At 55.9% G+C, this 22,117-nt stretch carries 18 protein-coding genes; 7 read left to right on the top strand and 11 right to left on the bottom strand.

Annotated features, from left to right (window positions below; all coding sequences use genetic code 11):
• Positions 1-340 precede the first annotated feature (340 nt).
• From HMPREF2609_RS01510 to HMPREF2609_RS01495, 5 genes are all read right to left on the bottom strand, one after another.
• Positions 341-5,218, bottom strand: coding sequence for an NAD-glutamate dehydrogenase (locus HMPREF2609_RS01510; protein WP_246825531.1), 4,878 nt, complete (start codon positions 5,216-5,218; stop codon positions 341-343).
• A 98-nt stretch (positions 5,219-5,316) separates the two neighbouring features.
• The gene (locus HMPREF2609_RS10860; RefSeq protein WP_168162143.1) at positions 5,317-5,499 is read right to left on the bottom strand and encodes a hypothetical protein; all 183 of its coding nucleotides are present in this window, start codon (positions 5,497-5,499) and stop codon (positions 5,317-5,319) included.
• Between the two features lie 151 nt (positions 5,500-5,650).
• A complete protein-coding gene (locus HMPREF2609_RS01505) occupies positions 5,651-6,631 on the bottom strand; it encodes a quinone oxidoreductase family protein (protein ID WP_070534641.1) in 981 nt (326 codons plus the stop codon).
• A gap of 244 nt (positions 6,632-6,875) precedes the next feature.
• Entirely contained in the window at positions 6,876-7,277 is a 402-nt protein-coding gene (locus HMPREF2609_RS01500; RefSeq protein ID WP_048755387.1) for an ImmA/IrrE family metallo-endopeptidase, read from the bottom strand.
• A complete protein-coding gene (locus tag HMPREF2609_RS01495; RefSeq protein WP_070534639.1) occupies positions 7,270-7,776 on the bottom strand; it encodes a helix-turn-helix domain-containing protein in 507 nt (168 codons plus the stop codon). Before HMPREF2609_RS01495 ends, HMPREF2609_RS01500 begins: the two co-directional genes overlap by 8 nt.
• Positions 7,777-8,000: 224 nt before the next feature.
• On the opposite strand from HMPREF2609_RS01495, the gene HMPREF2609_RS01490 reads away from it, so the two are divergent.
• The 5 genes from HMPREF2609_RS01490 to HMPREF2609_RS01470 all read left to right on the top strand — a co-directional run bounded on the left by HMPREF2609_RS01490 (position 8,001) and on the right by HMPREF2609_RS01470 (position 13,139).
• Positions 8,001-8,252 (top strand): hypothetical protein, encoded by a 252-nt coding sequence (locus tag HMPREF2609_RS01490; protein WP_070534637.1) that lies wholly within the window; start codon positions 8,001-8,003, stop codon positions 8,250-8,252.
• A 261-nt stretch (positions 8,253-8,513) separates the two neighbouring features.
• Positions 8,514-9,500 (top strand): glycosyltransferase family 2 protein, encoded by a 987-nt coding sequence (locus HMPREF2609_RS01485; RefSeq protein WP_070534592.1) that lies wholly within the window; start codon positions 8,514-8,516, stop codon positions 9,498-9,500.
• Between the two features lie 24 nt (positions 9,501-9,524).
• The gene (locus tag HMPREF2609_RS01480; protein ID WP_070534590.1) at positions 9,525-10,508 is read left to right on the top strand and encodes a glycosyltransferase family 2 protein; all 984 of its coding nucleotides are present in this window, start codon (positions 9,525-9,527) and stop codon (positions 10,506-10,508) included.
• A gap of 68 nt (positions 10,509-10,576) precedes the next feature.
• Positions 10,577-11,671, top strand: a complete 1,095-nt coding sequence (locus HMPREF2609_RS01475; protein WP_070534588.1) for an acyltransferase — start codon at positions 10,577-10,579, stop codon at positions 11,669-11,671.
• Between the two features lie 238 nt (positions 11,672-11,909).
• On the top strand, positions 11,910-13,139 hold the full coding sequence (locus tag HMPREF2609_RS01470; RefSeq protein ID WP_246825530.1) for an acyltransferase family protein: 1,230 nt from the start codon (positions 11,910-11,912) through the stop codon (positions 13,137-13,139).
• A gap of 46 nt (positions 13,140-13,185) precedes the next feature.
• Here the strand turns inward: HMPREF2609_RS01470 and HMPREF2609_RS01465 are convergent, their stop codons facing one another.
• From HMPREF2609_RS01465 to HMPREF2609_RS01445, 5 genes are all read right to left on the bottom strand, one after another.
• Complete coding sequence (locus HMPREF2609_RS01465; RefSeq protein WP_070534586.1) at positions 13,186-14,595, bottom strand: hypothetical protein; 1,410 nt, start codon at positions 14,593-14,595, stop codon at positions 13,186-13,188.
• A gap of 6 nt (positions 14,596-14,601) precedes the next feature.
• Positions 14,602-15,477, bottom strand: a complete 876-nt coding sequence (locus HMPREF2609_RS01460) for a glycosyltransferase family 2 protein (RefSeq protein ID WP_048752599.1) — start codon at positions 15,475-15,477, stop codon at positions 14,602-14,604.
• Positions 15,467-15,886: a DUF2304 domain-containing protein gene (locus HMPREF2609_RS01455; RefSeq protein ID WP_004005880.1), complete on the bottom strand. Its 420-nt coding sequence runs from the start codon at positions 15,884-15,886 to the stop codon at positions 15,467-15,469. The genes HMPREF2609_RS01460 and HMPREF2609_RS01455 overlap by 11 nt, the downstream gene beginning before the upstream one ends.
• Positions 15,876-16,622, bottom strand: coding sequence for a glycosyltransferase family 2 protein (locus HMPREF2609_RS01450; protein WP_070534584.1), 747 nt, complete (start codon positions 16,620-16,622; stop codon positions 15,876-15,878). Before HMPREF2609_RS01450 ends, HMPREF2609_RS01455 begins: the two co-directional genes overlap by 11 nt.
• A 145-nt stretch (positions 16,623-16,767) precedes the next feature.
• The gene (locus HMPREF2609_RS01445) at positions 16,768-18,822 is read right to left on the bottom strand and encodes a DUF6541 family protein (RefSeq protein WP_070534582.1); all 2,055 of its coding nucleotides are present in this window, start codon (positions 18,820-18,822) and stop codon (positions 16,768-16,770) included.
• Positions 18,823-19,364: 542 nt separating this feature from the next.
• Here HMPREF2609_RS01445 and HMPREF2609_RS01440 point away from each other — a divergent pair.
• Together HMPREF2609_RS01440 and argE are read left to right on the top strand one after the other, a co-directional pair.
• Positions 19,365-19,889 carry a flavin reductase family protein gene (locus tag HMPREF2609_RS01440; RefSeq protein ID WP_004005883.1) on the top strand — a complete coding sequence of 175 codons (525 nt, stop codon included), beginning with the start codon at positions 19,365-19,367 and terminating at the stop codon, positions 19,887-19,889.
• Positions 19,890-20,097: 208 nt separating this feature from the next.
• Entirely contained in the window at positions 20,098-21,372 is a 1,275-nt protein-coding gene (gene argE / locus HMPREF2609_RS01435; RefSeq protein ID WP_083296668.1) for an acetylornithine deacetylase, read from the top strand.
• Positions 21,373-21,488: 116 nt separating this feature from the next.
• Here the strand turns inward: argE and HMPREF2609_RS01430 are convergent, their stop codons facing one another.
• A complete protein-coding gene (locus tag HMPREF2609_RS01430) occupies positions 21,489-22,082 on the bottom strand; it encodes a helix-turn-helix domain-containing protein (protein ID WP_065423704.1) in 594 nt (197 codons plus the stop codon).
• Positions 22,083-22,117: the final 35 nt, after the last annotated feature.

Raw genomic sequence — 22,117 nt, 5'->3', positions numbered from 1 at the left:
CTATTTTTGACACGCAGCCCGCAACTGGGATTTATGCCACATATTCCTCGCTTTTTAAGGCAGGGGAAGCCGCATACGTGCATCACAAGGTTTCACTACTACTTGAGTATAGCGGTACCGAACCAAGTTTGCGGGGTTTACCGTCAGATGTGCACAAAAATATCTCACGCGCCATGCGCTGAAATACTTAAAAATCCCTGATAAATAGCGGAATATCGGCTAAAAAATATTCTTCATTTTAATCAGCGTCACACCGCGACACGACAGCAAAAAGCTGTTCCCTGCCCCACCCACACGCGGGCGGAGAGGGAACAGCTTTTGTTATATCTTAAGAAGAGATTTAGGACGCGCTCGACAGGGTTCGCAGCGCCACCGAGATCACGGCTAGGCGCGGGTGCGATGCGCTGTCGGGCTCGGCATTGCGAACCTCTTCAAAGATGCGGTCGATATTGCCCACACGAGTCGGGTGGTTCTTAATCCAGGAATCCAACGCCTGCAAAGCCCCCTCGGGGTTGCTTGGCGCGTGGCCTGCGTCTTCCTCAGCCACCGATGTTGCAAGCTCTGCGGCGGTCTCGTAGAGGCTGCCGCGCAGGGCCTGGCGAGAGAGGGTCTCCCAACGGTCGTTACGGGGCAGCTCGCTGATGAGGCCGAGCAGCTCATCAACCTTGAAGCGGTCGTAGGTTGCGAAGTAAATCGGTGCCAGCTCAACCGCCTTGAAGCCGTTATCGCGTGCAGAGCGAATAACATCCAGGAGGGCGTAACCCTCGAAGCCGCGAATCCAGATGACGATGAGTTCTTCGGGAAGACCCCAAGCCTCGCCAGCATCGCGCTTGGAACGAACCCGTGCGCGGGAAACATCCGAGAGGTATGCGGGCAGGTTCTTGCGAAGCTCCACCACATCGCCAAAGCGTTCCAGCAGGGAGCTGAGCGGGTTGCCCGCAACCACGCCGCGCTCGGCGATAAACCAACGCACCACGCGGTCAAGAACACGCTGATCATCGTGCAGCACGGTGTTCCATGCATCCAGGGCGGTGTGTGCGGGCAATTCGCGGTGCAGCTTCGCGGCCTTACCCAGCTCGAAGAGCTCGCGGGCAACGATGAAGGCGCGGGCGACCGCATCCACCCCAACGCTGGTTTCTTCGACCGCGCGGTAAGCGAAGGTGATGCCGCCCAGGTTCACCATCTCATTGGCAACGCGGGTGCAGATAATCTCCTTGCGCAGCGGGTGCGAATTCAGGTACTCACCAAAACGCTCCACCAGAGGTGCCGGGAAGTATTCGCGCAGCAGGCCCTCCAGGTAGGGATCGTCTGCGAAGTCAGTCTCTTCCAGAGCGTGTGTGAGGTAAATCTTCACGTAGGCGGCCAGCACGGAAAGCTCAGGGCGGGTCAGCATCTCACCGGTGGTGTCAAACCGTGCCTGCAGTTCCTTATCCGTGGGCAGGAACTCGACGGTGCGGTTCAGACCGGCGTGCTTTTCGAGGTCGCGCATCAGGCGCTTGTAGACATCGATGCCCAACGTGCCGTAGTTGAACTCGCCCTGCAGCAGAACATTCTGCTCAACGTTGGTTTCAAGCACCTTGGCGCCGACTTCGTCCCGCAGGGATTCGATGAACGATGCGCGCTCATCCGGCGAAAGCTCGCCGCGTGCCACTAGGCGGTCCACCAGAATCTTGATATTCACCTCGCGGTCACTGGTTTCCACACCTGCGGAGTTGTCAATGGCGTCGGTATTGATGATGACCCCGTTGCGTGCAGCCTCCACACGACCCAGCTGGGTGAAGCCGAGGTTGCCGCCCTCGCCCACGATCTTGGCGCGCAGCTCGTTGCCGTTCACGCGCAGGGCGTCGTTTGCCTTATCACCCACCTGCGCGTTCGTTTCGGTAGATGCCTTCACGTAAGTACCAATACCGCCGTTGTAGAGCAGATCAACCGGAGCCCTCAGAATCGCGGAAAGCAGCTCGGAGGGTGCCAGCTCGGTAACATCGTCCTCAAGACCCAGCACCTCGCGCACCTGCGGGGTGATCTCAATGGACTTCAAACCGCGCGAATACACGCCGCCGCCCTCAGAAATCAGCTCGCGGTTGTAATCCTGCCACGAAGAACGCGGCAGCTTGTACAGGCGCACGCGCTCCTCAAAGGAGACGGCGGGATCCGGGTTTGGATCCAGGAAAATATCGCGGTGGTCGAAGGCGGCGACCAGGCGGGTTTTCTCGGAGCGCATCAGGCCGTTGCCGAAAACATCGCCGGACATATCGCCAATACCCACGGCGGTGAATTCTTCGCTCTGGCAGTCGTGACCGAGCTCGGCAAAGTGACGTTTGACGGACTCCCACGCGCCGCGGGCGGTAATACCCATCGCCTTGTGGTCGTAGCCAACCGAGCCGCCGGATGCGAACGCATCGCCCAGCCAGAACCCATACTCGGCGCTGATCGCGTTTGCAGTATCCGAGAATGCGGCAGTCCCCTTATCGGCGGCAACCACCAGGTAGTAGTCGTCACCGTCGCGGGCGATCACACCCTCAGGGCGTACTACGGTTTCGGTGCCGTCGGTGGCAACGGAGAGGTTATCGGTCACATCCAGCAGGGAGCGGATAAAGACCTTGTAGGATTCGCGACCCTCGGTAATCCAGGCGTCGCGGTCCACGGCGGGATCGGGCAGCTGCTTGGGGTAGAAACCGCCCTTGGCGCCGGTTGGAATAATAACGGCGTTCTTGACCATCTGCGCCTTGACCAGACCCAGCACCTCGGTGCGGAAGTCGTCGCGGCGGTCGGACCAGCGCAGACCGCCACGTGCCACATTGCCGAAGCGCAGGTGCACGCCTTCCACGCGCGGGGAGTACACGAAAATCTCGAACTTGGGGTGCGGCAGAGGCGCAAAATCGATCTGCTCGGGCGCAATTTTGAACGCAAGCGCTTCTCGACCCAAGTATGCGTTGGTGCGCAGAATAGCCTTGAGAATTTTCAGGAGCGAGCGCAGGTAGCGGTCGGCGTCCAGGGTTGGAATCTTGTTGAGCTCTTCGCGAATCTGCTCCAGGATTTCTTCGCGTTGAGCTTCGCGCTGCTCGTCGGTAAGCCCGTTGTTCGGGTCGAAGCTGGTGTGGAAGAACTGGACGTAGAGCTTTGCGATCTGCGGGTACGCCATCAACGTATTTGACATGAACGACGGCGTGTAGCCCAGGCCCAGCTGAATCAGGTAGTGGTTGAAGGCGCGGAAGAAGCGGACTTCTTTCCAGGTGAGCCCATGGGCCAGAATAAGCCGGTCCAGGGTGTCGGAGTCGCGTTCTCCCAACAGGTAAGCGTTGAGCGCATCCTCGTAAAGCGTTGCAACAGCGTGCGGGTCTACACCTTCGGGGAACTGCACACCAAAGTCGTACAGGTATCCGTAGTCCTGCCCATCTTCGGGCGCGAACTCGTAGGGCCTTTGGTCAACGACGACCAGTCCCATATTCTGCATCACCGGGAGTAGCTCGGTGAGGGTATGCGGTGCTGACAGGTAGGTCTTCAGACGGGTGGTAGCTAAGTCGCCGGTCTCGACTTTGATAGCGGCGGGCCTCTGGGTATCGCCCGAGAGAGATTCAAAAATCACAATATCCTCGATCGCGTTTTCTACTTCGTAGTCGGCGCGGTAGGTTGCTGGCGCGGCTTCCGCCCAGGCGGAGGCGAGCCGGCGTCCTTCTGCACCGGGTTTCCAGCCCTCAAGCGCGGCGGCGGTAGCCTCTCCCCAGGAGCGGGTAGCGGCTTGCAGGCGCTTCTCAAGGGCGCTTACATCAACATCCGGCACGACGTTCGGGTCGGCGAGCCGGATGCGGAAAAACACACGCGCCAGCGACGATGCCGAGAGGTAAATCTGGTAGTCGATGGCGGTTAAATCAAATTCTTCGCGGAATACCTGCTGGATGCGGGTGCGCACAGAGGTGTTGTACCGATCGCGCGGCAGATACACCACCGCGGAGATAAACCGTGCGAACTGGTCGGGGCGCAGGAAGAGACGGGTCTTGCGCCGTTCCTCCAGGCCCATGATGCCGCGGAAAGTTTCGGTGAGTGTATTCACCGTGGCGTGCATGAGCTCAAGGCGCGGGTAGTCTTCGATGAAGCCGATGAGCATCTTATCGGAGTAAGAGCCGGGGTGGAATCCCAGGCGACGGCGCACCATGGCGATACGTTCGCGAATGAGCGGGGTTTCTATGGCTGGCAGAGAGTATGCCTGGCGGGTAAACAGCCCCAGAATCACGTATTCGCCGACCACGCGCCCGCTCGCGTTGAAGCGGCGCACCCCAATGTAGTCGAGGTAGTCGGTACTCTGAATGGTGGAGCGGGTGTTCGCCTTCGTAATGTAGAGTGGGCGCGGCCTGAGCGCGCGAGCGAGGGTGTCGTTTTCCAGCCGGATGCGGTGCTGCCCTTCGGTGGACCGCAGGATACCCAGTGCCGAGTGAGGGCGGTCTGCCAGTTCGAGTACCCCCGAGGAGCCGTCGAGCAGACGCTCTTTGATACCCATAAAGAGGAAGTTACCGCGGGTGAGCCAGCGCAAAAAGTCCTGTGCGATTTCAATACGTGAGGAAGGTTCGTTACCGCCGGGATGCGCGGTGAAAGATTCTTCGCCTTCGCCGAGGGTTATGCCGCGCAGCGCATCCAGGGATTCGGCGATAGTGTTCACGCGCTCGGCCATGGCTTCGGCATCGGTTTCGCAGGCTTTAATATCGTCGAGGATTTTCAGGGCGGTAGCGCGCAGGCGGTCGCTGTCTTCGTCGTTGAGCTTGCGGGTGAGGCGAATCGCGATCCAAGACTCGATCATGGGATGCGCCGTGAGCTTGCCGTCCTTCGCTGAGAGCACAGGCAGCCCGTAGGTTGCGGTATCGCCGCTGGCAAGGTTACTGGCACGACCGGCACCGCGTGCCGAGAGAAGTTTTCCGTTGGGGTCGCGATCCACGATAAAGATGGGGTGGAAGAGCGAGTAGACGCCGCCGAAGTCTGAGGCGATTTCAGCGGTGAGGGAACTGACGAGGTACCCCATATCGTCAGTGACGACGAGCAGCGTGGTGGAGTATTCGTCGTTATGCACGGTAACCGCAGGGGTATTGGGTTCGCGCGTCTCAGCGAGCGCACGGTGCGCTCGCGCTAACTCTTCTAGTTCTTCCGTTGAGAAGACTTCTCGGTCTTCAACGGGGCTGTTCTGGTAATACTGTTCAATCCACGCATCATCGCCAGACCAGCGTTTCATAGCGTTGTCATTCACTGACAAGGTATGCCTCCGAAGTTTGTATCACTTCTCTGTGACGTTCTGTCTGTGTTTTATACGGCGTTGTGTGTAATCTCTTCCTAGCTTATACCCTGTACACCGGTGTAGGCTTCCATTTTAGGGAAATCCGGCAGGAAAATATTTTTATTGCGGAGATAAATCACATATGCTTCTGCTCTAAGCAATATTTGAGGCTTTTCGCGTTGTTTTTGAGGCATTAAACCCGTATTTATGGTGTTTGCATGTATTCCGGTGTCTGTCATGTTTTTAGCCGGAAAGCTGCATGCAATGAGGGCCTTTATTCCGAGTGCGTGTCATGAACACAGTTCCGGGAGCGATGGTTTGCCTTGGAAGTGCATTCTTCAAAGCCATAACCATCGCCCCCGGAATTTTTATCTATCCTCCCGTTTGGTCTTATTCCCCGTATGGTTCGTGCCTGAAGACGAACTTTCCGATAGTTTTACCGGCGCGAAGCCGCTCTAAAGCCTGGGCACCGTCGCGAATATCGACTTCTTCCTGAATTGGCACCGTCACCTCGCCGGATGCAACCAACGCCAAAGCGCGGCGCAGATAGGCAGTAGAAATATCGGGGTAGGCATTGGAGAGCAGCCCTATGTTGAAGCCCATCATGCTAATGCCGTCGAACCAGAAGGTATTGGTGCCCACCGTCTGATCCCCGTCTTGAGCGGCGTTGCCCACCACGATCAGCCGCCCCTCGAAACGCAGAAGTTTAAGGAGTTCGGGGCGGTCACGCCCAGAAACCGGGTCGATAATCACGTCGAATTGCCGCCCGCTCTTATCCGCAAGTTCATCGCGCAGCCACACCTCGTCGTAGCCGAGGTCGAGGGCGAGTCGGCGTTTTTCTTCGGTACTGACAATGCCGACCACCTTTCCGGCGCCCATAAGCTTGGCGACCTGCCCGAATTGCGTGCCCAGACCGCCCATAGCGGCCTGCACCAGCACGTGTTCGCCAGGCTGCAGGCGCGCCGTGCGTTCGAGCGCCGCAAGGGCTGTAGGGGTATTAGCAGGAACGACCGCCGCCAATGCCGGGTTCATGCCCGCAGGCAGGGGTGCCACAAGGTTTGCCTGCGCCAGGCAGATTTGACCGAAGCCGCCTCCTGAACCCAACAGAGTCAGCGGAGCCGCAACCTTGTCTCCCACGCGCAGGCCGGTTACTCCTTCACTGAGGGCATGGATGCGCCCCGCGGCTTCGATGCCCGGCGCCCAGGGAAGCGGAAGCTCTGCCATGCCTTCGGCGAGAAGCGCATCAACATACCCGACTCCCGCGTATTCTGCGCGAATGGTAACCTGCCCGGGGCCTGGGGTGGGTTCGGGCACGTCTTGGTACTGCAGCCCGTCGATGCCGGTGTACTGCGTGATGTTGAGGGCTTTCATGAGATTATCCTTTCTATAGCAGATGCCTTAATAATAACAGCTATCTGTTATAGAAGATACAGAAACGCATTCCTCACACAAAGAATGGGTGCCGGCAGCAATACACTCGCCCATAAAGCGGGAGCATTTTCTTCATGCGGGAGCGGCTTAAGTGCTCCCAGATGAAGAAAATGCTCCCGAAATTTCTGCTCACCCGAATACCCGAAATAGCGCTGCTTCTAGCGACAGCGAGCCCTCGCTAAAGCTACGCCTGCGCCACGGTAAGCGGATGCGCATCCAAGTAAATCACCAAAAGCTCCTCAGTCACGTCAAGCTCATAGGCAAGCGCGGGCAGGTTATCCGGGTAGAAGGCGGCGGCGCGGCGCAGGTCCTCCGGGTCGATCAGGTTTTCTGCGGCGAGCAGGTCACAGCTGCGCTCACGGCGAGCACTGTAGGATGCATCCCAGGCGTCGTGCTCATCTCCACGCACGGCGTGCACGAGTTCGTGGGCAAGTACGGAACGTTCTTGCCGGGTGCGCATTCCTTCGCGCAGGGTAATAGTGCGGCTGGCGTGGTCGTAGCGACCGAGCATTCCGTGCCCGGGCGTTCCCCAGACGATATCGACCCCGAGCGTGTGTGCGTGAGTGTAGGGATCGTAGCTAGGCACCAAAGAATCCCTCCTCGCTGTCATAGATTTCGCCGCGCTTTGCGGCCAGGGCGTAGTCCTCTGCCGTGTATTTGCGATCCCTTTCGCCGGATGCACCGCTCACGGCACCCGCGACTGCTCGCCCAGCTTGTGCGGATGCAGCAGCAGGCGCCTCCACGGGGGTGGTGGGGGGTACCGTAGCGCGCATCGGCTGTTCCCGAGTTTGCACCGCCGTCATGCGGCGCAGCACCTCGCCCATTAAGTCTTCGTTGGAAACATCGCGAATAGACCCGCCCACCCGCAGGGATTTGGCGCGAGCGGTGGTGATAAGCCCGCTTTCGACCATGAGGTCGAGCAGGTCAAGCCCGAAGCGGTCGGCTATCTTGACAAGGGTTTCTACATCCATCACTCCAGCGCCCGAGAATCGCCGCTGAATAGCGTTGGGGTTCATGCCGAGTTCGGCAGCGAGCGCCCGCTGGGAGAGTCCTGTCTTGTATTTGATGTAGTCACCGATAGCCATGCCACCAGTCTAGCAGACTGATTTATTTTTCGGGTCATAAATATTACAAAGTCGTTCATTCTGCCCGAAATATCAGGGTTTTAATCGTATTTTGCATTAATAATTCAATCAAAACGCATGACTTTTTCTTTCGTTTCGGGTATGCTGTCACAAGGTCCCACAGCATACCCCTCTAGATAGAACCTGCCGCCCGCCGCCGCATCTCAACCAGCAGAAAGGACGATATGACACGCACACAAAAACCGCGCCAGCAAAAACGACGAGCAGTTCAGCGGTTCAACTGGTTTAAGCATCTCAACGCGATCATTCCTGCGGTAGCCACTCTTCTGCAGGTGTACGGCCTGCTCAGCCAAGAGCAGGCGAGCGCCTGGGCTGCGCTGGCGCTAACCGTCATCAGGTTGTGGTTAAACTGGCGCGCAGAACGAACCTCGCACGCGGCTGAGAGCGCCTCACATTCCGTTTCACAACGCAGGTAATACGTGCTCCCTCCAAAACCGGCAAAAAACGCCCCGGCATTCTGCCGCTGCTAGAGAAGATCACCCGAGAGGAAGGCGTCTAAGAATCTATCCGAGGTTTTAGAGCCTGTGCTTTCTCAGGCGCTAGAAGTTCCCGCAGATTCCCCGCGCCTACAGGGGAGCCTGCGGGAGCTTTATCCGTCTTAAACATGCTTCCGATAGGTAAACTCTTATACTCGCGGTAGCATGAGTAGCAGACTACCCTACGAAGACGGAGATCCTATGCGTACCCCTCGTACCAGCATCATCATGCCGGTCTACAACACCGCCAACACCGTCATCAACGCCATACAATCCGTCCGAAACCAAACAGACCCCAACTTTGAACTGCTCATCATGATCGACGGATCCCCCGATGACTCCGCCGACATCATCACCGCATACCACAAGAAAAACCCCGACACCCGCATCCACATCTTCAACAACCCCGAAAACAAAGGCGTCTCCGCCGTACGCAACCAAGGACTCGACACCGCCCGCGGCGAATGGATCACCTTCATCGACTCAGACGACGAATATCACCCCGAATTCCTCGAAAAACTTCACGAGGCGGCGCGCACTCACGATGCCGACATCGCCGTATGCGGGCATACCATCAGACACAGCGACGGTACCGAAGTGCACCGGGCAAAAGTTACCCCCGGAGTGCACGAAGGCGAAGATATTGCCATTGAGTTTTTGGAAGACCGCTACACCGGGTTCATGTGCGATAAAATCTTCCGTGCCCAGCTATTTGATGGGGTGCGGTTCGCCGAAGATATTCATCGCGCCGAAGATGCCCTCGTCGTCTTCGCCTGCTGCATGAAGGCAAAACGCCTAGTCGGCATCACCGATCACCTCTACACCTACAGGATGGAACAGGGCGGGCTGACCTGGGGGCGCATCACACCCGTTGAAGAGAGTATTCGCCACACCGACTATATGCGCCGCGTTGCCGGAGATTTACTGAAAACCCCGCGAGGTAAAAACGCTTTTGCCGCATCTACAAGCGTCACCTTTCTCAATAATGCGCAGCAGGCACTTCTTGCCGGCGGTTCGGATGCACCCGGCGTTATCGCCGCATGCCGGAAACAGCTTTCGTGGGGTCAGGTTTTTGCGACTCTGCGTTCACGCCCGCTCATGGGCGCTGCGGGTGCTCTCTTGAAGCTCTCGCCAAAGCTATACCGGGTGCTCTACGGCGCTTATGTCAAACGTAACTACGGCCTTTAACCCTATCGATCCAGGAAAAATTTTATGCGTACCCCTCGTACCAGCATCATCATGCCGGTCTACAACACCGCCAACACCGTCATCAACGCCATACAATCCGTCCGAAACCAAACAGACCCCAACTTTGAACTGCTCATCATGATCGACGGATCCCCCGATGACTCCGCCGACATCATCACCGCATACCACAAGAAAAACCCCGACACCCGCATCCACATCTTCAACAACCCCAACAACAAAGGCCTCTCTGCTATGCGTAATCAGGGGCTCGAACATGCACGGGGTGAATGGGTAGTTTTCCCCGATTCCGATGATGCCCTCGAACCTACCTTTTTGGAACGGCTACATCAGCAGGCTGAGCTTACCGGGGCAGACGTGGTGAATTGTGCTCATAACATGGTAGATACGCGGGGGCACAAGACTAAACGTCTCAAGGGTACACCGGGTATACGCACCGGTGAACAAGCAGCTTACGAGCTTCTGCAAGATGAACTTTCCCCCTATGCCTGGGATAAAATCATTCGCCGTTCTCTTTTCAATAATGTTCGTTACCCCGATATTGAGCGCGCCGAAGATGAATGCGCTCTCCTCAAGTGCTACTTGACGGCACAGAGCGTATCAGTGATAGACGATCCTCTCTACAACTACTCCGTAACTCCAGACAGTCTGACGTGGAGTCGCATCACCCCGGTAGAAGAAACGCACCGTCTTATCGCATATTTTGAGGATGCTCTCGGAGAGCACCGCAGCAAACCCGATGCGCAAAAAGCCCTAACCGTCGCGCGAGTTCTTGCGTTTCTTAACAACGCCCAGCAAGCATTAGTGGTCGGCGGTGACGGTGCGCGAGAGATACTACGTGAATGCCGCAAAGGTTTCACCTATGCACAAGCGCTCACAGCGCTTCGCACCAATCGAGTCTTTGGAGCAGCGGGAGTACTTCTTAAAACTTCCCCAAAACTCTACCGTGTTCTATACGGAATATATATAAAACGTACTTATAAAATGTAGAATATGAATTTTGGTACTGTCACGTATCTATAAGCATAAACAACAGTCATAGAACACAAAGGGTTGGTATGGTAGGCTCCACACGCGATAATTCCCTTCACCTTAAGGGAACAAAATCGTCAAAGCAGCGCCGTGTGTACCTTGACCTCATCAATTCGGTGGCAATCATGTGGGTGGTGCTCCTGCATGTGCGTTTTATTACCCCGGATAATCCGTCATCTTCGGCATGGTGGGTTGAAAATATCCTATCTGGCTTCGGGGTTGCGGCAGTTCCTCTATTCTTTATGGCGACCGGCATTAACCTCTTGGATTTTACTCGCCGCGAGTCTATAGGAACGTTCTATCGCAAGCGTTTTACCAAAATTCTGATTCCTATGATCTTATGGGCGCAGGTCTATCTTTTCGTGCATATGTGGACGGGTTCTACTCCGTTTCCCGGAGTTCACGAAATTCTGCGAACATTAGTCGCTCCCAGCAGCGAGGCAGCCACCTTCTGGTACCTTGAGGCCTTAGTCGGCGTCTATCTAGTGCTTCCGATTTTCTCTTACGCCATACGTGGTGTCCAGACGGAACAAACTACCACGGCACGCACCGGATTCTTCTGGCTTATGGCGGCACTCGGACTTGTCCTACCGATTATCACCCAGGCAATCCACCTGATCTACCCTCACGTCCTACCCGAGTTTGTTGCACCCATCACCGGGTATCTTGGGTTCTGTCTTCTTGGATATGCGCTTGCCAATACCGAATTTTCTCGTGCGTGGCGCATCATTATTTACCTGTTGGGCATCGTGGGATTAGGAGGATTTATCTTCGGCAGTGCTTATTTAATTGAGCATCGCCCAACATTCGTGCCTCTGGTACACGGATACCTTGCAGTTCCAGCAATTTTATGGGCAAGCGCGGTTTTGGTGTTCTGCAAGTATTCACGCATTGGTCAAGCATCGCCCACGGTGCAGAATATTCTAAAACGCCTTGCGGCCCTCACGTTCGGGGTTTATCTGGTACATCTTCTTATCATCCAAATTCTAGAGGCGGTAAACTTCTCGCTGACTAAAGTGCAGTGGGAAGTTCCCTATGCACTCTTCGTGTGGGCTTTATCCGCCGCGATTGTGTGGATGCTGCGGCTCATTCCTCCGGTACGCCGCTGGATTCTGCCCTAATAAGTTTTACTCCGAGAAATCGTCTGAGGGGTTTACCCACAGTATATTGACGCAACGCTGCGAACTTTGTGGAAGCGGAAACTCGCTCTCAATATATAAATGAGCTCACCGAGAAAGAGGGTTAAATTTCTACCGTTAAATAAGATCATGTAAAGCACACTGTTCAGGTAGAATTTAGGTAGTTTGTGTCACTCACTGATGGTCACTGTAGATCATCTAATAACTCAGGAGCAACCGCGTGCTGCATAAAAACATACAGAGATACCCTACGCTTTATGAAGGGGTATTTGAGCGTGCCAATTCACTCAATTTTTTAAGACTTATTCTCGCTTCTTGCGTGATTTTCTCCCATACACCCTACCTTGTCATGGGCGCCAAAGTAGGTGAGCATCCTCTTGTGCATAACTTTTATGTATTTGGTGACTATGCGGTTAATGCATTTTTCTGTATTTCAGGTTTTCTAATTGCGCATAGCGCCTACCGCAGCGGGGCAGGTTCTTATCTTGTTAAACGTGTGCTCCGTATTTTTCCCGGTTATTGGGTTTCTATTCTTTTTGTGGTTGCTCTTGGCGGCCCGATCTCGGTCATAACGGGGCACGCCGCAACGGGGTGGGACTGGGCAGATGCTCTTCACTACATTCGCAGCAATTACGATCTGATGGCGCTTCAGTATCCGCTCTTTGGCGGGCCCATTGACGTTCCTCTGGAATTTCCTTCATGGAATGGGTCTGTCTGGAGCCTAGAATATGAATTCTTCTGCTACCTCCTATTACTTCCGCTCTTTTACCTGCCCTTTATTCGCAAGAATCTGAAAATCTTTATTCCGCTGGCATACCTCATAAGCCTGAGCTACTACCTGTGTAACCAATATCTGGGGTACGACTTTATGAGCCAAGCCTTCGGGCTTCATCCGCGCGACCTCAACGCTTCGGCGCGTATGTACCCGCTTTTCTTTGCGGGTTCCCTACTCTACCTGCTGAGCCGCAAAATCAGGGTTTACCCGGTGCTGTCGGTTCTGTGCGTTGCAGCCGGGGTGTATTTCACCTGGTTGGCGCCGTATGCGGATGTTTTGCAGTGGACCCAGCTTATTCTCGCTTACGGAATCATTGGTTTAGGATGCTCCATCAAGGTTTCGTGGGCGCGCACCAATGACATTTCCTACGGCGTATATGTGTATGCGTGGCCAGTACAGCAAATTCTGGTGATGCTCGGGTCGGTATCCCTGGGCTTAGCGGCCAATATTTTCTTGGATCTGATACTCACCTTCGGCGTTGCCTGGCTTTCCTGGATGTTTATCGAAAAACCCGCGATGAACCTGGCACGGCATCCCATTGTGACGGGCAGCAAACGCAGGGAATCATCCCCGCCACCCACGCACAGTACATCAGATACGCCCGCATCACAGGCGGATGAGCCCGCAGCGGCTCAGATACCGCATCCTCTGGGGCATCCCATACAGTTCTCATAAAAGCGTCAAGGGGCGGTTTATCTTAGCCGCCCCTTTTCTATACGTATTAGTGGGTTTCGCCTCGTGCGGTATTCTCAACCAGCATTTCTCGTAAAGCCTCGCCCTCACTGAGCGCCTGCGCGGAACGGGCGTGAATCCTCATCGCTGCCAGATGCACCACGAACCCGCAGATAGGGCCCGCATAGAGCGCAACTAGGGCTCGCCCCACCACCGGAAGAGGAACTAAAAACGCTACCGCGATAACTACCACGGCGGCGGTTGCCCACCCCGTTACATACGCACGATGGCGCCCAATCGCCAACACCATATTCCCCGACAGGGAAATTAACGCCAGCACGGCGGAGGCAAAAACCAATACCGCCATGACTGTACCGGTGATAACTTCGGTATAGGCATCATTCTGATTAGCTTCCGGCGGGTAAATCAGCCTGAAAAGCATAGGAGCTACCAGGTATGCGGCACCGGCGCCGAACGCCCCGAGCCCCAGCACCGCCACAGCAGGCTTTAGAAAAGCTGCCAACGGGCGATGCTGCTGCTTCAAGAACGCCGAAACAGCCACCCCCTGAAACGCCTGCAGGGGAATCATAATCGGCGAGCGCGTAATAGAAATCGCCAAAAAGAGCGCACCCATAACGAGTTTGGTGTGTTCACTCTGGTTCGGCTCGCTGCCGTCCAAAATATTGGGAAAACCCATCATAATCACAGCGGCGGATGCCGAGGACAGGAACGACCAGATCAGGTTCATGCTGAGCTGTTTGACCTCAATATCGGCGCGTGCCGCCCAGGCTTTACGCCCGCCGGGAAGAAAGAGGGCAAGAAGTATCCACAACGCCATAGGGGTTACGGTGGCGACTTCCAGCCCCGTGAGCGTGGGAACCGCGAATGCTGCGGCGATCATCAGCACGAGACGACCCGCCGATTCTAGGGCACCGATCCCGGCGAAGAGATACCAGCTGTCGCGCCCAGCACTGGCACCGCTCATGGTTGCCTGCAATGCGTAAAAGGCTACACCTGCGGCAATGGATCCTACCGCCCACGGGGTATTCGTAGGAATTTGATCGTGCGCCCACAGCGGGGAGGTGAGCACCACGAGAAGCCCCGCTAACAGACCGAAAGCACCGGCAACATATACCACGCGCACCCGGTACACGCCGTCACGCCGTGCTGCGCCAACCGCGCGGGTTACCTCCGGCTGAATGCCCGTAATAATACCGGTTACCGCGAAGAGCGCACCCCAGAACAGCAGAAACTCTTTCATCTGGATACCGCCGAGCGCATGATTGGCGATAACGGTAGTGCCTAAGGTCGCCAGCGCCGTCAGCACCGAAGACGCTAAAAGCGCCATCGATTGATACCGGCTGATAGTTCCGCCGGCTGTGCCCTGCTGATCCGTATTCTCGGGGGTTATGTTCTCTGGGGCGGGGTCATCCTGGGGTGTGTTCTTCGCGCCAGCCATTGGACCTTACTTCACCACATGAACGGCAAGGTTCTTCACACCCTGCCATTTCTTCGCCATGGCCGCCTTCGGAAGCAGCGTCAGCGCGTGAGCACGGGATGAGAAGCGGATGCGCGCCACCCGCGCCGCCTTCTTCCACCCGAGCTCGTCCATCTCGGCGGCCATCGTCTTGTAGTAGCCGCGTTCCTCTTCAAAGCGGGTGCCTTCCAGGGCGCGCCATGACGAGTCGGAACCTCCGTGACGCCGGTACATGAAGGCTACCTGCGGATCGTAGTAGAGGGCGCCGCCGCGCATCGTAATGTCGAGGATAAGCGCCATGTCTTGGATAACGTTAAGGCCTTCACGGAATCCGGTATCTACGATAGCCTCAGCACGCCAACCGAGCGAGGGGAAATAGAACCAGGCGCCGCGCAGCAGAGAAACTGCGAGCTCCTCACCCTGAAGAACGGCCTCTGCCGCAGGACGGTAGTGTTCTTTCGTGCGCTCCACAAGGGTATTAGACAGCGCATTATTCTCGTCAATAACCACCACACCGGGCTGGAAAATACTGGCTTCTGGGTGGGCGGCGGCGGAGTCTACCAACCACTGCACATAGTTGGGGAGCATCACATCATCCGCGCCCATAACGGTTACGAGGTCGTTCTCTACGAAGGTCAGACACTTACGATAGTTGGCGTTTGCGCCCAGGTTCGTTTCATTGCGCATATAGGTGATACGCTCATCGTTCAGCGAGGCAAACCAGCCGGGAATAGACTCGTCCGGGTAGCCGTCATCCACTACAATCAGGCGCCAGTCGGGGTTGGTCTGCCGCACGATAGAGAGCACAGCCTGTTTCATCATTGAAACATCGCCGTAGTAGGGGAAGAGGATATCAACGGTCATCGTGTTCAGCTCCAGAGGTTGAGTCTTGGGGGTCTTGATCGGGATCTTGCGGGGTGCGATGCGCTGGCGCACCACCGGGCTGCTCGTGAAGCGCCCGCAAGATAGCCACTTCTTCGGCAAGGATGCGCGTCTTCTCCGACAGCCTGGAGACCTCCAAGGTGAGGTGCAGGCATACGGACATCAACAGCACGATAGAGAGCAGGAAGAGCAGGTTAACCGGCAGCGTTAAACCCACAAATTCGGTAATACCGTCCAGCAGTCCGGGGAATATTCCCAGCACAATAATGGCGGCACCGACGCCCAGCCACAGGGCCGCATATTTTTCTTTCATCTTCAGGTTGCGCACCTGAATAATAACAAGCGTACAAATACACAGCGCAACGATAAGGAAGAATATACTAGCGCTCATGCTGATCCTTCCTATCAGTCTTTTTACGGTTCATCGAAATCCAGTAGGCAAAAAGTGAACGAACAAGATAAACCGCCGATTTCACCGGACCTGAGGAAGGTGTTCCGCCTTGACGCTCGCGCATTCTCACGGGGGTCTGCTTCACACGCAGACCCTGTCGAATAGCCATAGCGGTAACGTCGATGGTATCGCCTAAATACTCGGCGGGCAGGAATTTACAGTAAAACCTGATACCTCTGCGGTTGGCGATTTTGAAGCCGCTCGTCACATCGGTGAAAGGGGTTTTCGCGGCGCGGGTGAAAAGGTATGAAAGCAGGCTCATCGCCCATTTTCGAGGGCCGGATACGTTGTATTCGCCCGAGCCCGCAAATCGGGAGCCAATAACAATATCGCAATCCTGCGCGTGCGCAATCAAATCTGGAATGCACATAGGATCATGCTGACCGTCGGAATCCACCTGCATCGCATAATCGTAGTCGGCTCGGCGAGCATATTTATACCCGGTGCGCATTGCCGCCCCTACCCCCATGTTGTAGGGCAGATCGATCACAAAAGCACCGGCTCTGCGCGCAATTTCTGAGGTATGATCCGTGGAACCGTCGTTCACCACAACCAGATCTACCTCGGGAACCCTCTGTAAGAGCTCAGTGATGGTGTTACCGATAACCTCTTCCTCATTCCACGCAGGCATAATGACGAGTGTGCGCGGCATCGGCTGCGAACTCTCTGAACTCATGCGTAGGGGATTCCTCTCGGTGATACTGGAATACACGTGTTATGACTGTACTCAGTCTATCAGTCAAAGGCAGAGAGCATTGAAACACCCGTGACAGCCGCCGCTGCCACCGTGTATGTATGTTCTCAACAAGGAATACCGCTCATTACTGAGGGGTGCCACAAGCCGTAATGCGGTAAAGAGTTGCCTCGCCCTTGGAGTACACAGGCTCCGCAACGCCTTTCTGCTGCAGATTTTCCAGACCGGGGTACTGGGAATGGTGGTCTCCACGAATCTCTTCGTTAATCTCCCGTCCCTTAAAGTCCAGGTAGTAGTATGCCTTTGAATTTTGCACCGCAGAGCATACGGCGGGATTATCGGCGGCCTCGTTGAGGTGCTGATAGATCTCGCGGGCATCGGGGGTAGCTGTGTACAGAGGATGCGCAGCCGTCACCTTATATCCGGTAAGCGCATACGTCACCGCGCTGCCGGTCCAGGGCTGCACAATTACGGTTTCTCCAGTTGGCACGTAATCATGCAGATGCTCAATCACGTCACGTTCATCGGCCGAGAGGAGTAAGGCGTCTGACTTGGGAAGATACCGTTCCTGGGTGCCCTTAATGTAACCCTGGATATTAGGATCTGTCTGCAGGTTGATACCCAGCGGAATCAAGAGAATAACTGCCAGCGCCAAGGATATAATTCCGCCGTGTTCTTTAAGCGGTGCGATGCGCTCGCCCAGGACCGCAATCGCCGCCTTAAGCCACTGATACGCGGCGTGCACACCAACAACGGCCATCGGCGCTGCCAGAATTGGCACATTCGCGGCCAGGCGGAACGGATCGTGGTACCACACGCCCAAAACCCAGTCGCGCCCGTCGTCCCAGACCATCCACCGGGCGGCGACATAGAAATACATCACATACACCCAGCTGAGCAGCAGCCAAACACCGATGCTTCGGGTACGCAGCAGATAGTACGCGCCCATGAAGGCAAGCACGGAAACGGTCCAGAGCAAACCATTGCTCATTTGACCGTTCAAAAGAGCTTCACCCACGGCCGTGCTGTCCCATTGTGTGGGTTCCCAGCCGCCCGCCTCGCGAGGCGGACGAATGATACCCCACAGGATATTTAGGGTAATCGGGTAGATCGCCAAGAGAACTAACTGTATAACGCAGACAAGCGGCTTGAGTTCGCCACGCCACGCCGCACGAATCTGAAGCGCCGCACGCACCAAAATAATAGGCAGAGCGAGCGCGAGCATGGTCATCAAGACGTTAGGATGCGCCAGCGCAAGCCCTAGCGCCATGAAAAAGCCCATGTACAGCGCCGGAACTGTCTCGATGCGGCGCGCCTGTACCGTGCGCAGAAGCTGGGCGAATAGGCCCAGCACGGTGGGAAGAAGCGCAAGACCCAGGCTATTGGGGTAAAGCACACCGAAGTTGATGAGCAGCATGGGGAACGCCGTAAACGATGCCGAAACAACGCCCACGCTGAGCAGAGCCGGAATGCTTGCGCGCATCGTGGAACGCACCAAATACATGACCGACAGCGGCCAAATTACCGCCCCCACCAACACGCTCATAAGGTTTGCGGTGGCGGGTACGCTTATGCCCGTTACCTGGTAGATAACCGTGGCAATACCATGCCAAACGGCGGGATAGAAGGTCGGTGCTTCTCCGCCCGAGGTCATATTTGCGATGGTCAGCGAGGAAGCATCGCCCGTATCTGCCATATAGCGAATGGCGTTGAGGTGAAAGTTTACGTCATAGGTCTGCGAAATATACTCGGGGCGTCCGATAGCGCGGGCAATGCTGATGTACAGCAAGATAAAGCCGACGAGAACGCTAAGCCCCGCCGCAAGAGTCTGCGGGGTAAACCAGCCAGAACGCACAATTGCGGTGTTTTCCTGTTGATCGCGCCGTTCCTGCGGGGCGGGAAAATCTAGCCAGCCTCGACTGCCAAGCAGACGACAAATCAAATACCCCAGACCGGCGAGAATAACCGCGAAAGCGAGCGGAATCAGGAATGAAAAACGCACTCCCACTTTGGAGGCAAAAATCGCGCTCACCCCAAAAATACCCACGGAAATAGGGGCGGCAAGACCTAACGCCTCCACACCGCGCTGCCGCATAGCCAAAGCAACGATAAGACCCGGAATAAGGATTATCAGAGCACCCACTATCAACGGGATAGTGAGCGAAGCCCAGGTCGTTTCCATGCGGTTATCTCCTTGTGACTATGTTTTGCCGTGGCGGGCTCAAGTGTGCCGTATGCTGATTGTGCTTGTATACGTTTTATATGTGTTGCGATGTAAACCTTTAGTTTCCATAGTAGTGGCAATACGTCTGAGTACAATTTTTCACGCCTTTTTATGCATGTCTGTGTGGCGATTCATAGGTTTCCGCGAGGTATCAGCGGTATACGATTCGCTGAGAGAGCCTTTCCGAATGTTTTGCGCGGGTTATCCCCGGAAATCGATAGTCTTTGTGCGTGTCAAATACCGGAACCTGGTGCATCACAAATTCCGGGGCAGGTTTGCTTTCGGTCATGGAGCCTTCCACCTGTTGTACTGTGGACGCATTCGACACAGGAACCTGCCAAAATCCCAGGTTTTATTACGTAATGTTGCTTGGTGCCCGTCATAAAAGCCCTGTCAGAGAAATATTGAGCAATAAACGTGTGCTGGGGGCGGCGGCGTTTTACTCTAAAGATAGTTTGCCCCACGTTCACTGGCGATGCAGTATGAGAAAGGTCTTAACTATGGCTGAGCCTCTAGAATCAGAAACATCAGAGCTTTTCAAGCAAGCATTCGGGCATCATCCTGCCGGAGTTGCCGTTATTACCGCCACCGATGATGCTGGCGAGCCCGCGGGTTTTACCGCATCCTCACTCACCTCGGTCGCCGCCGAGCCCGCGATTGTAGCGTTCTCCCTCAAGGCAGACAGTGGATCTGCCGGTAAGATCGCGGCCGCTCCCTCATTCCTCATCCACATGCTTGATGCCGAGAATGTGCAGCTCGCCAAGAATTTTGCCACCCACGGCTACCCCCGTTTTGCGGATAAGTCTTCATGGGAGTTCCTCTCCAGCGGCGAGCCGCTCGTGCATGGGGTGCGGCGTGTGCTGCGTGCCACCCCGCTCAGCCGTGTGGAGGCTGGCCCCGCTCTCGTATTCACCGCCAGGGTTGAGGAGTTTATTCGTCACGATTTGGGCGGCACTCCCCTGGTATATCATTCGCGTTCTTTCCACGCGCTCGGCAAGCATTCCAACGTAGACTACGCCATCTAGCCCGCCGCCGACCGCATCATATGGCTGCATTAAGGCTTTTGGGAGTGAATTAAAGCGCTAGAAAACCCGCTTTAATTCACTCCCAAGAGCCTTTTTACTATGCATGAAAGCCAATTCACAGATCCATAGAGGCGGCAGACGCGCTAAGGTATTAAGAGAACGTAAGCCACATAACCCCACACAGAGCCACAGCATCGAAGGAGAATCCGTGAGCACCGAGGACCCCGCCCAGAGCGCAGCGCAAACCGGCGGCACAGCATCAGACATCCCCGTAGAGCCTCAGTCCTTGGAGTGGATGCGCCGCTTAGTTGCCATTCCCAGCATCTCGGGCACCTCAAATCTGGGCGTTATCGAGCTTATCGAGGCGGAATTCGCGCGCTACGGGTACACCGGTCAGCGCACCTATAACGCAGATCAGACCCGCGCGAACCTGTGGGTTACCGTGCCCGCCGCTGATGGTTCAACCGAGGGCGGCATCGTGATTTCCGGTCACACCGATGTGGTTCCGGTCGAAGGGCAAACTTGGGATTCCGATCCGTTCACGCTGCGGGTTGAGGGTTCGCGCGCCTACGGGCGTGGCGTATGCGATATGAAAGGCTTTCTGGGTGTGGCACTGTGGCTTTTGCCGCAGGTCGCGCGGGCGCAGCTGAGGGTTCCGCTGCATTTCGCGTTCTCCTACGACGAGGAAATCGGGTGCGTGGGTGCCCCCACCATGCTTAAAGATGTTGTGAACCGCAATATCAGACCTCAGTTCGCGATCGTGGGTGAGCCGTCAAGTATGCGCGTAATTTCTGCGCATAAGGGGGCGCATCGTGGTCGCGTGGAGATCACCGGCACGGCGAAGCACGCATCGTTGGCGCCGCACGGCGTGAGCGCGGTCAATGCCGCTGGCGAGTTCATTACTTTCTTCTCTCGCCTCGCCGACACATGGCAGTCTGAGGGGCCTTTTGACGATGCATTCATGGTTCCCTATGCGACCGGCGGCGTGAATTTTGTGCGCGGCGGGCTGCAATACAATATTGTGGCCGAATACGCCGAGCTTGAATATGATCTGCGCACGCTCCCCTCTATGACCACCGAGTCTGTGGTGGAGTTGATTGAGGATGAGCTTTTTGACAAGATCCTGCCGAATCTGAAGGCGCGCGCTCGGAAGGCAGAAGAACTTTCCGGCGCGCATTCGGGGTCTCTGCAGGAGCGTGTTCAAATCAAACATGAGCTTCTTGCCGCTGTGCCCGGCCTGGGAACAGCTGACGACGCCCCCATCATAACCCTCATGAACGACCTTTTGGGCACGAGCGAGGCCCCCGAAAAGGTCACCTACGGTACGGAGGCGGGGCAATTCCAGCGCGCGGGTATTGAGAGCGTGGTATGCGGCCCCGGCGACATCGCTCAAGCGCACTCCGCCAATGAATGGATTGAGCTGGAACAGCTTCGCGAATGCGAGCGCTTCTTTGAGGCAATCCTGAGGTGGGCCTCGCAGTAGGACCCCCCCCCTTTATCCGGCGAGGTATTGTGCATGCGGCGATTAATAACCCGCGAAATGCACAATACCTCGCCAAATACATATATCCCCGTTATGGTTTAGCCGGTTTCGGACTTTCAGGCATCGTTATCTCCTAAATCGCCGAAAAGCGGGGTTATGGGGCGCGAACGCACGGTTTTTACGAAAGGATCATCCGAATTCCAGCCTTCACGAGAGAGTTTTTTGACGTTGATTTCTAATCCAAGACGCTGCTCAACATCATCAATAGCTTCGTAAAGAGCGTGCCGTGATGGAGTGCCGATAGCGAGCACATCAAGGTCGTGGGGAACTTTACCGGGCTCTCCACTGCGGCGCTTAGCCCATGAGCCGTAAATTGCCGCAGCTTCAAGACGCGGAACCTGTGCTAAAGCCTCACGAAGCGCCGGGACGGGACCGTAGGTAACATACATAAGCTGCTGCAACGCTTGCCCAACTGGGGTATGCACAAGTGCATTGACGAGGCGACTCTTGCCAACCTGACGAGACTCTAATAGCCCTGCGTCCTCAAGTCGACTCAGTTCCCGCGAGACGGTAGCCTGCGATGCATTCGTAAGAGCCGCAATTTCGGAGACTGTGTACTGCCGTTCGGGATGCAGAAAAAGAAGCGCAGTTACCTCACCTTGCAGGTTACTGCGCAGCAGGGGCAGCAATGTGGGAGCAGACGTTTTCATAACATGAATTATAAAAATCATTTTATGAAAATGTC

The sequence above is a fragment of the Rothia sp. HMSC058E10 genome (genome assembly GCF_001809415.1).
Taxonomy (GTDB): domain Bacteria; phylum Actinomycetota; class Actinomycetes; order Actinomycetales; family Micrococcaceae; genus Rothia; species Rothia dentocariosa.
This window is presented reverse-complemented; position numbering and strand designations above follow the sequence as displayed.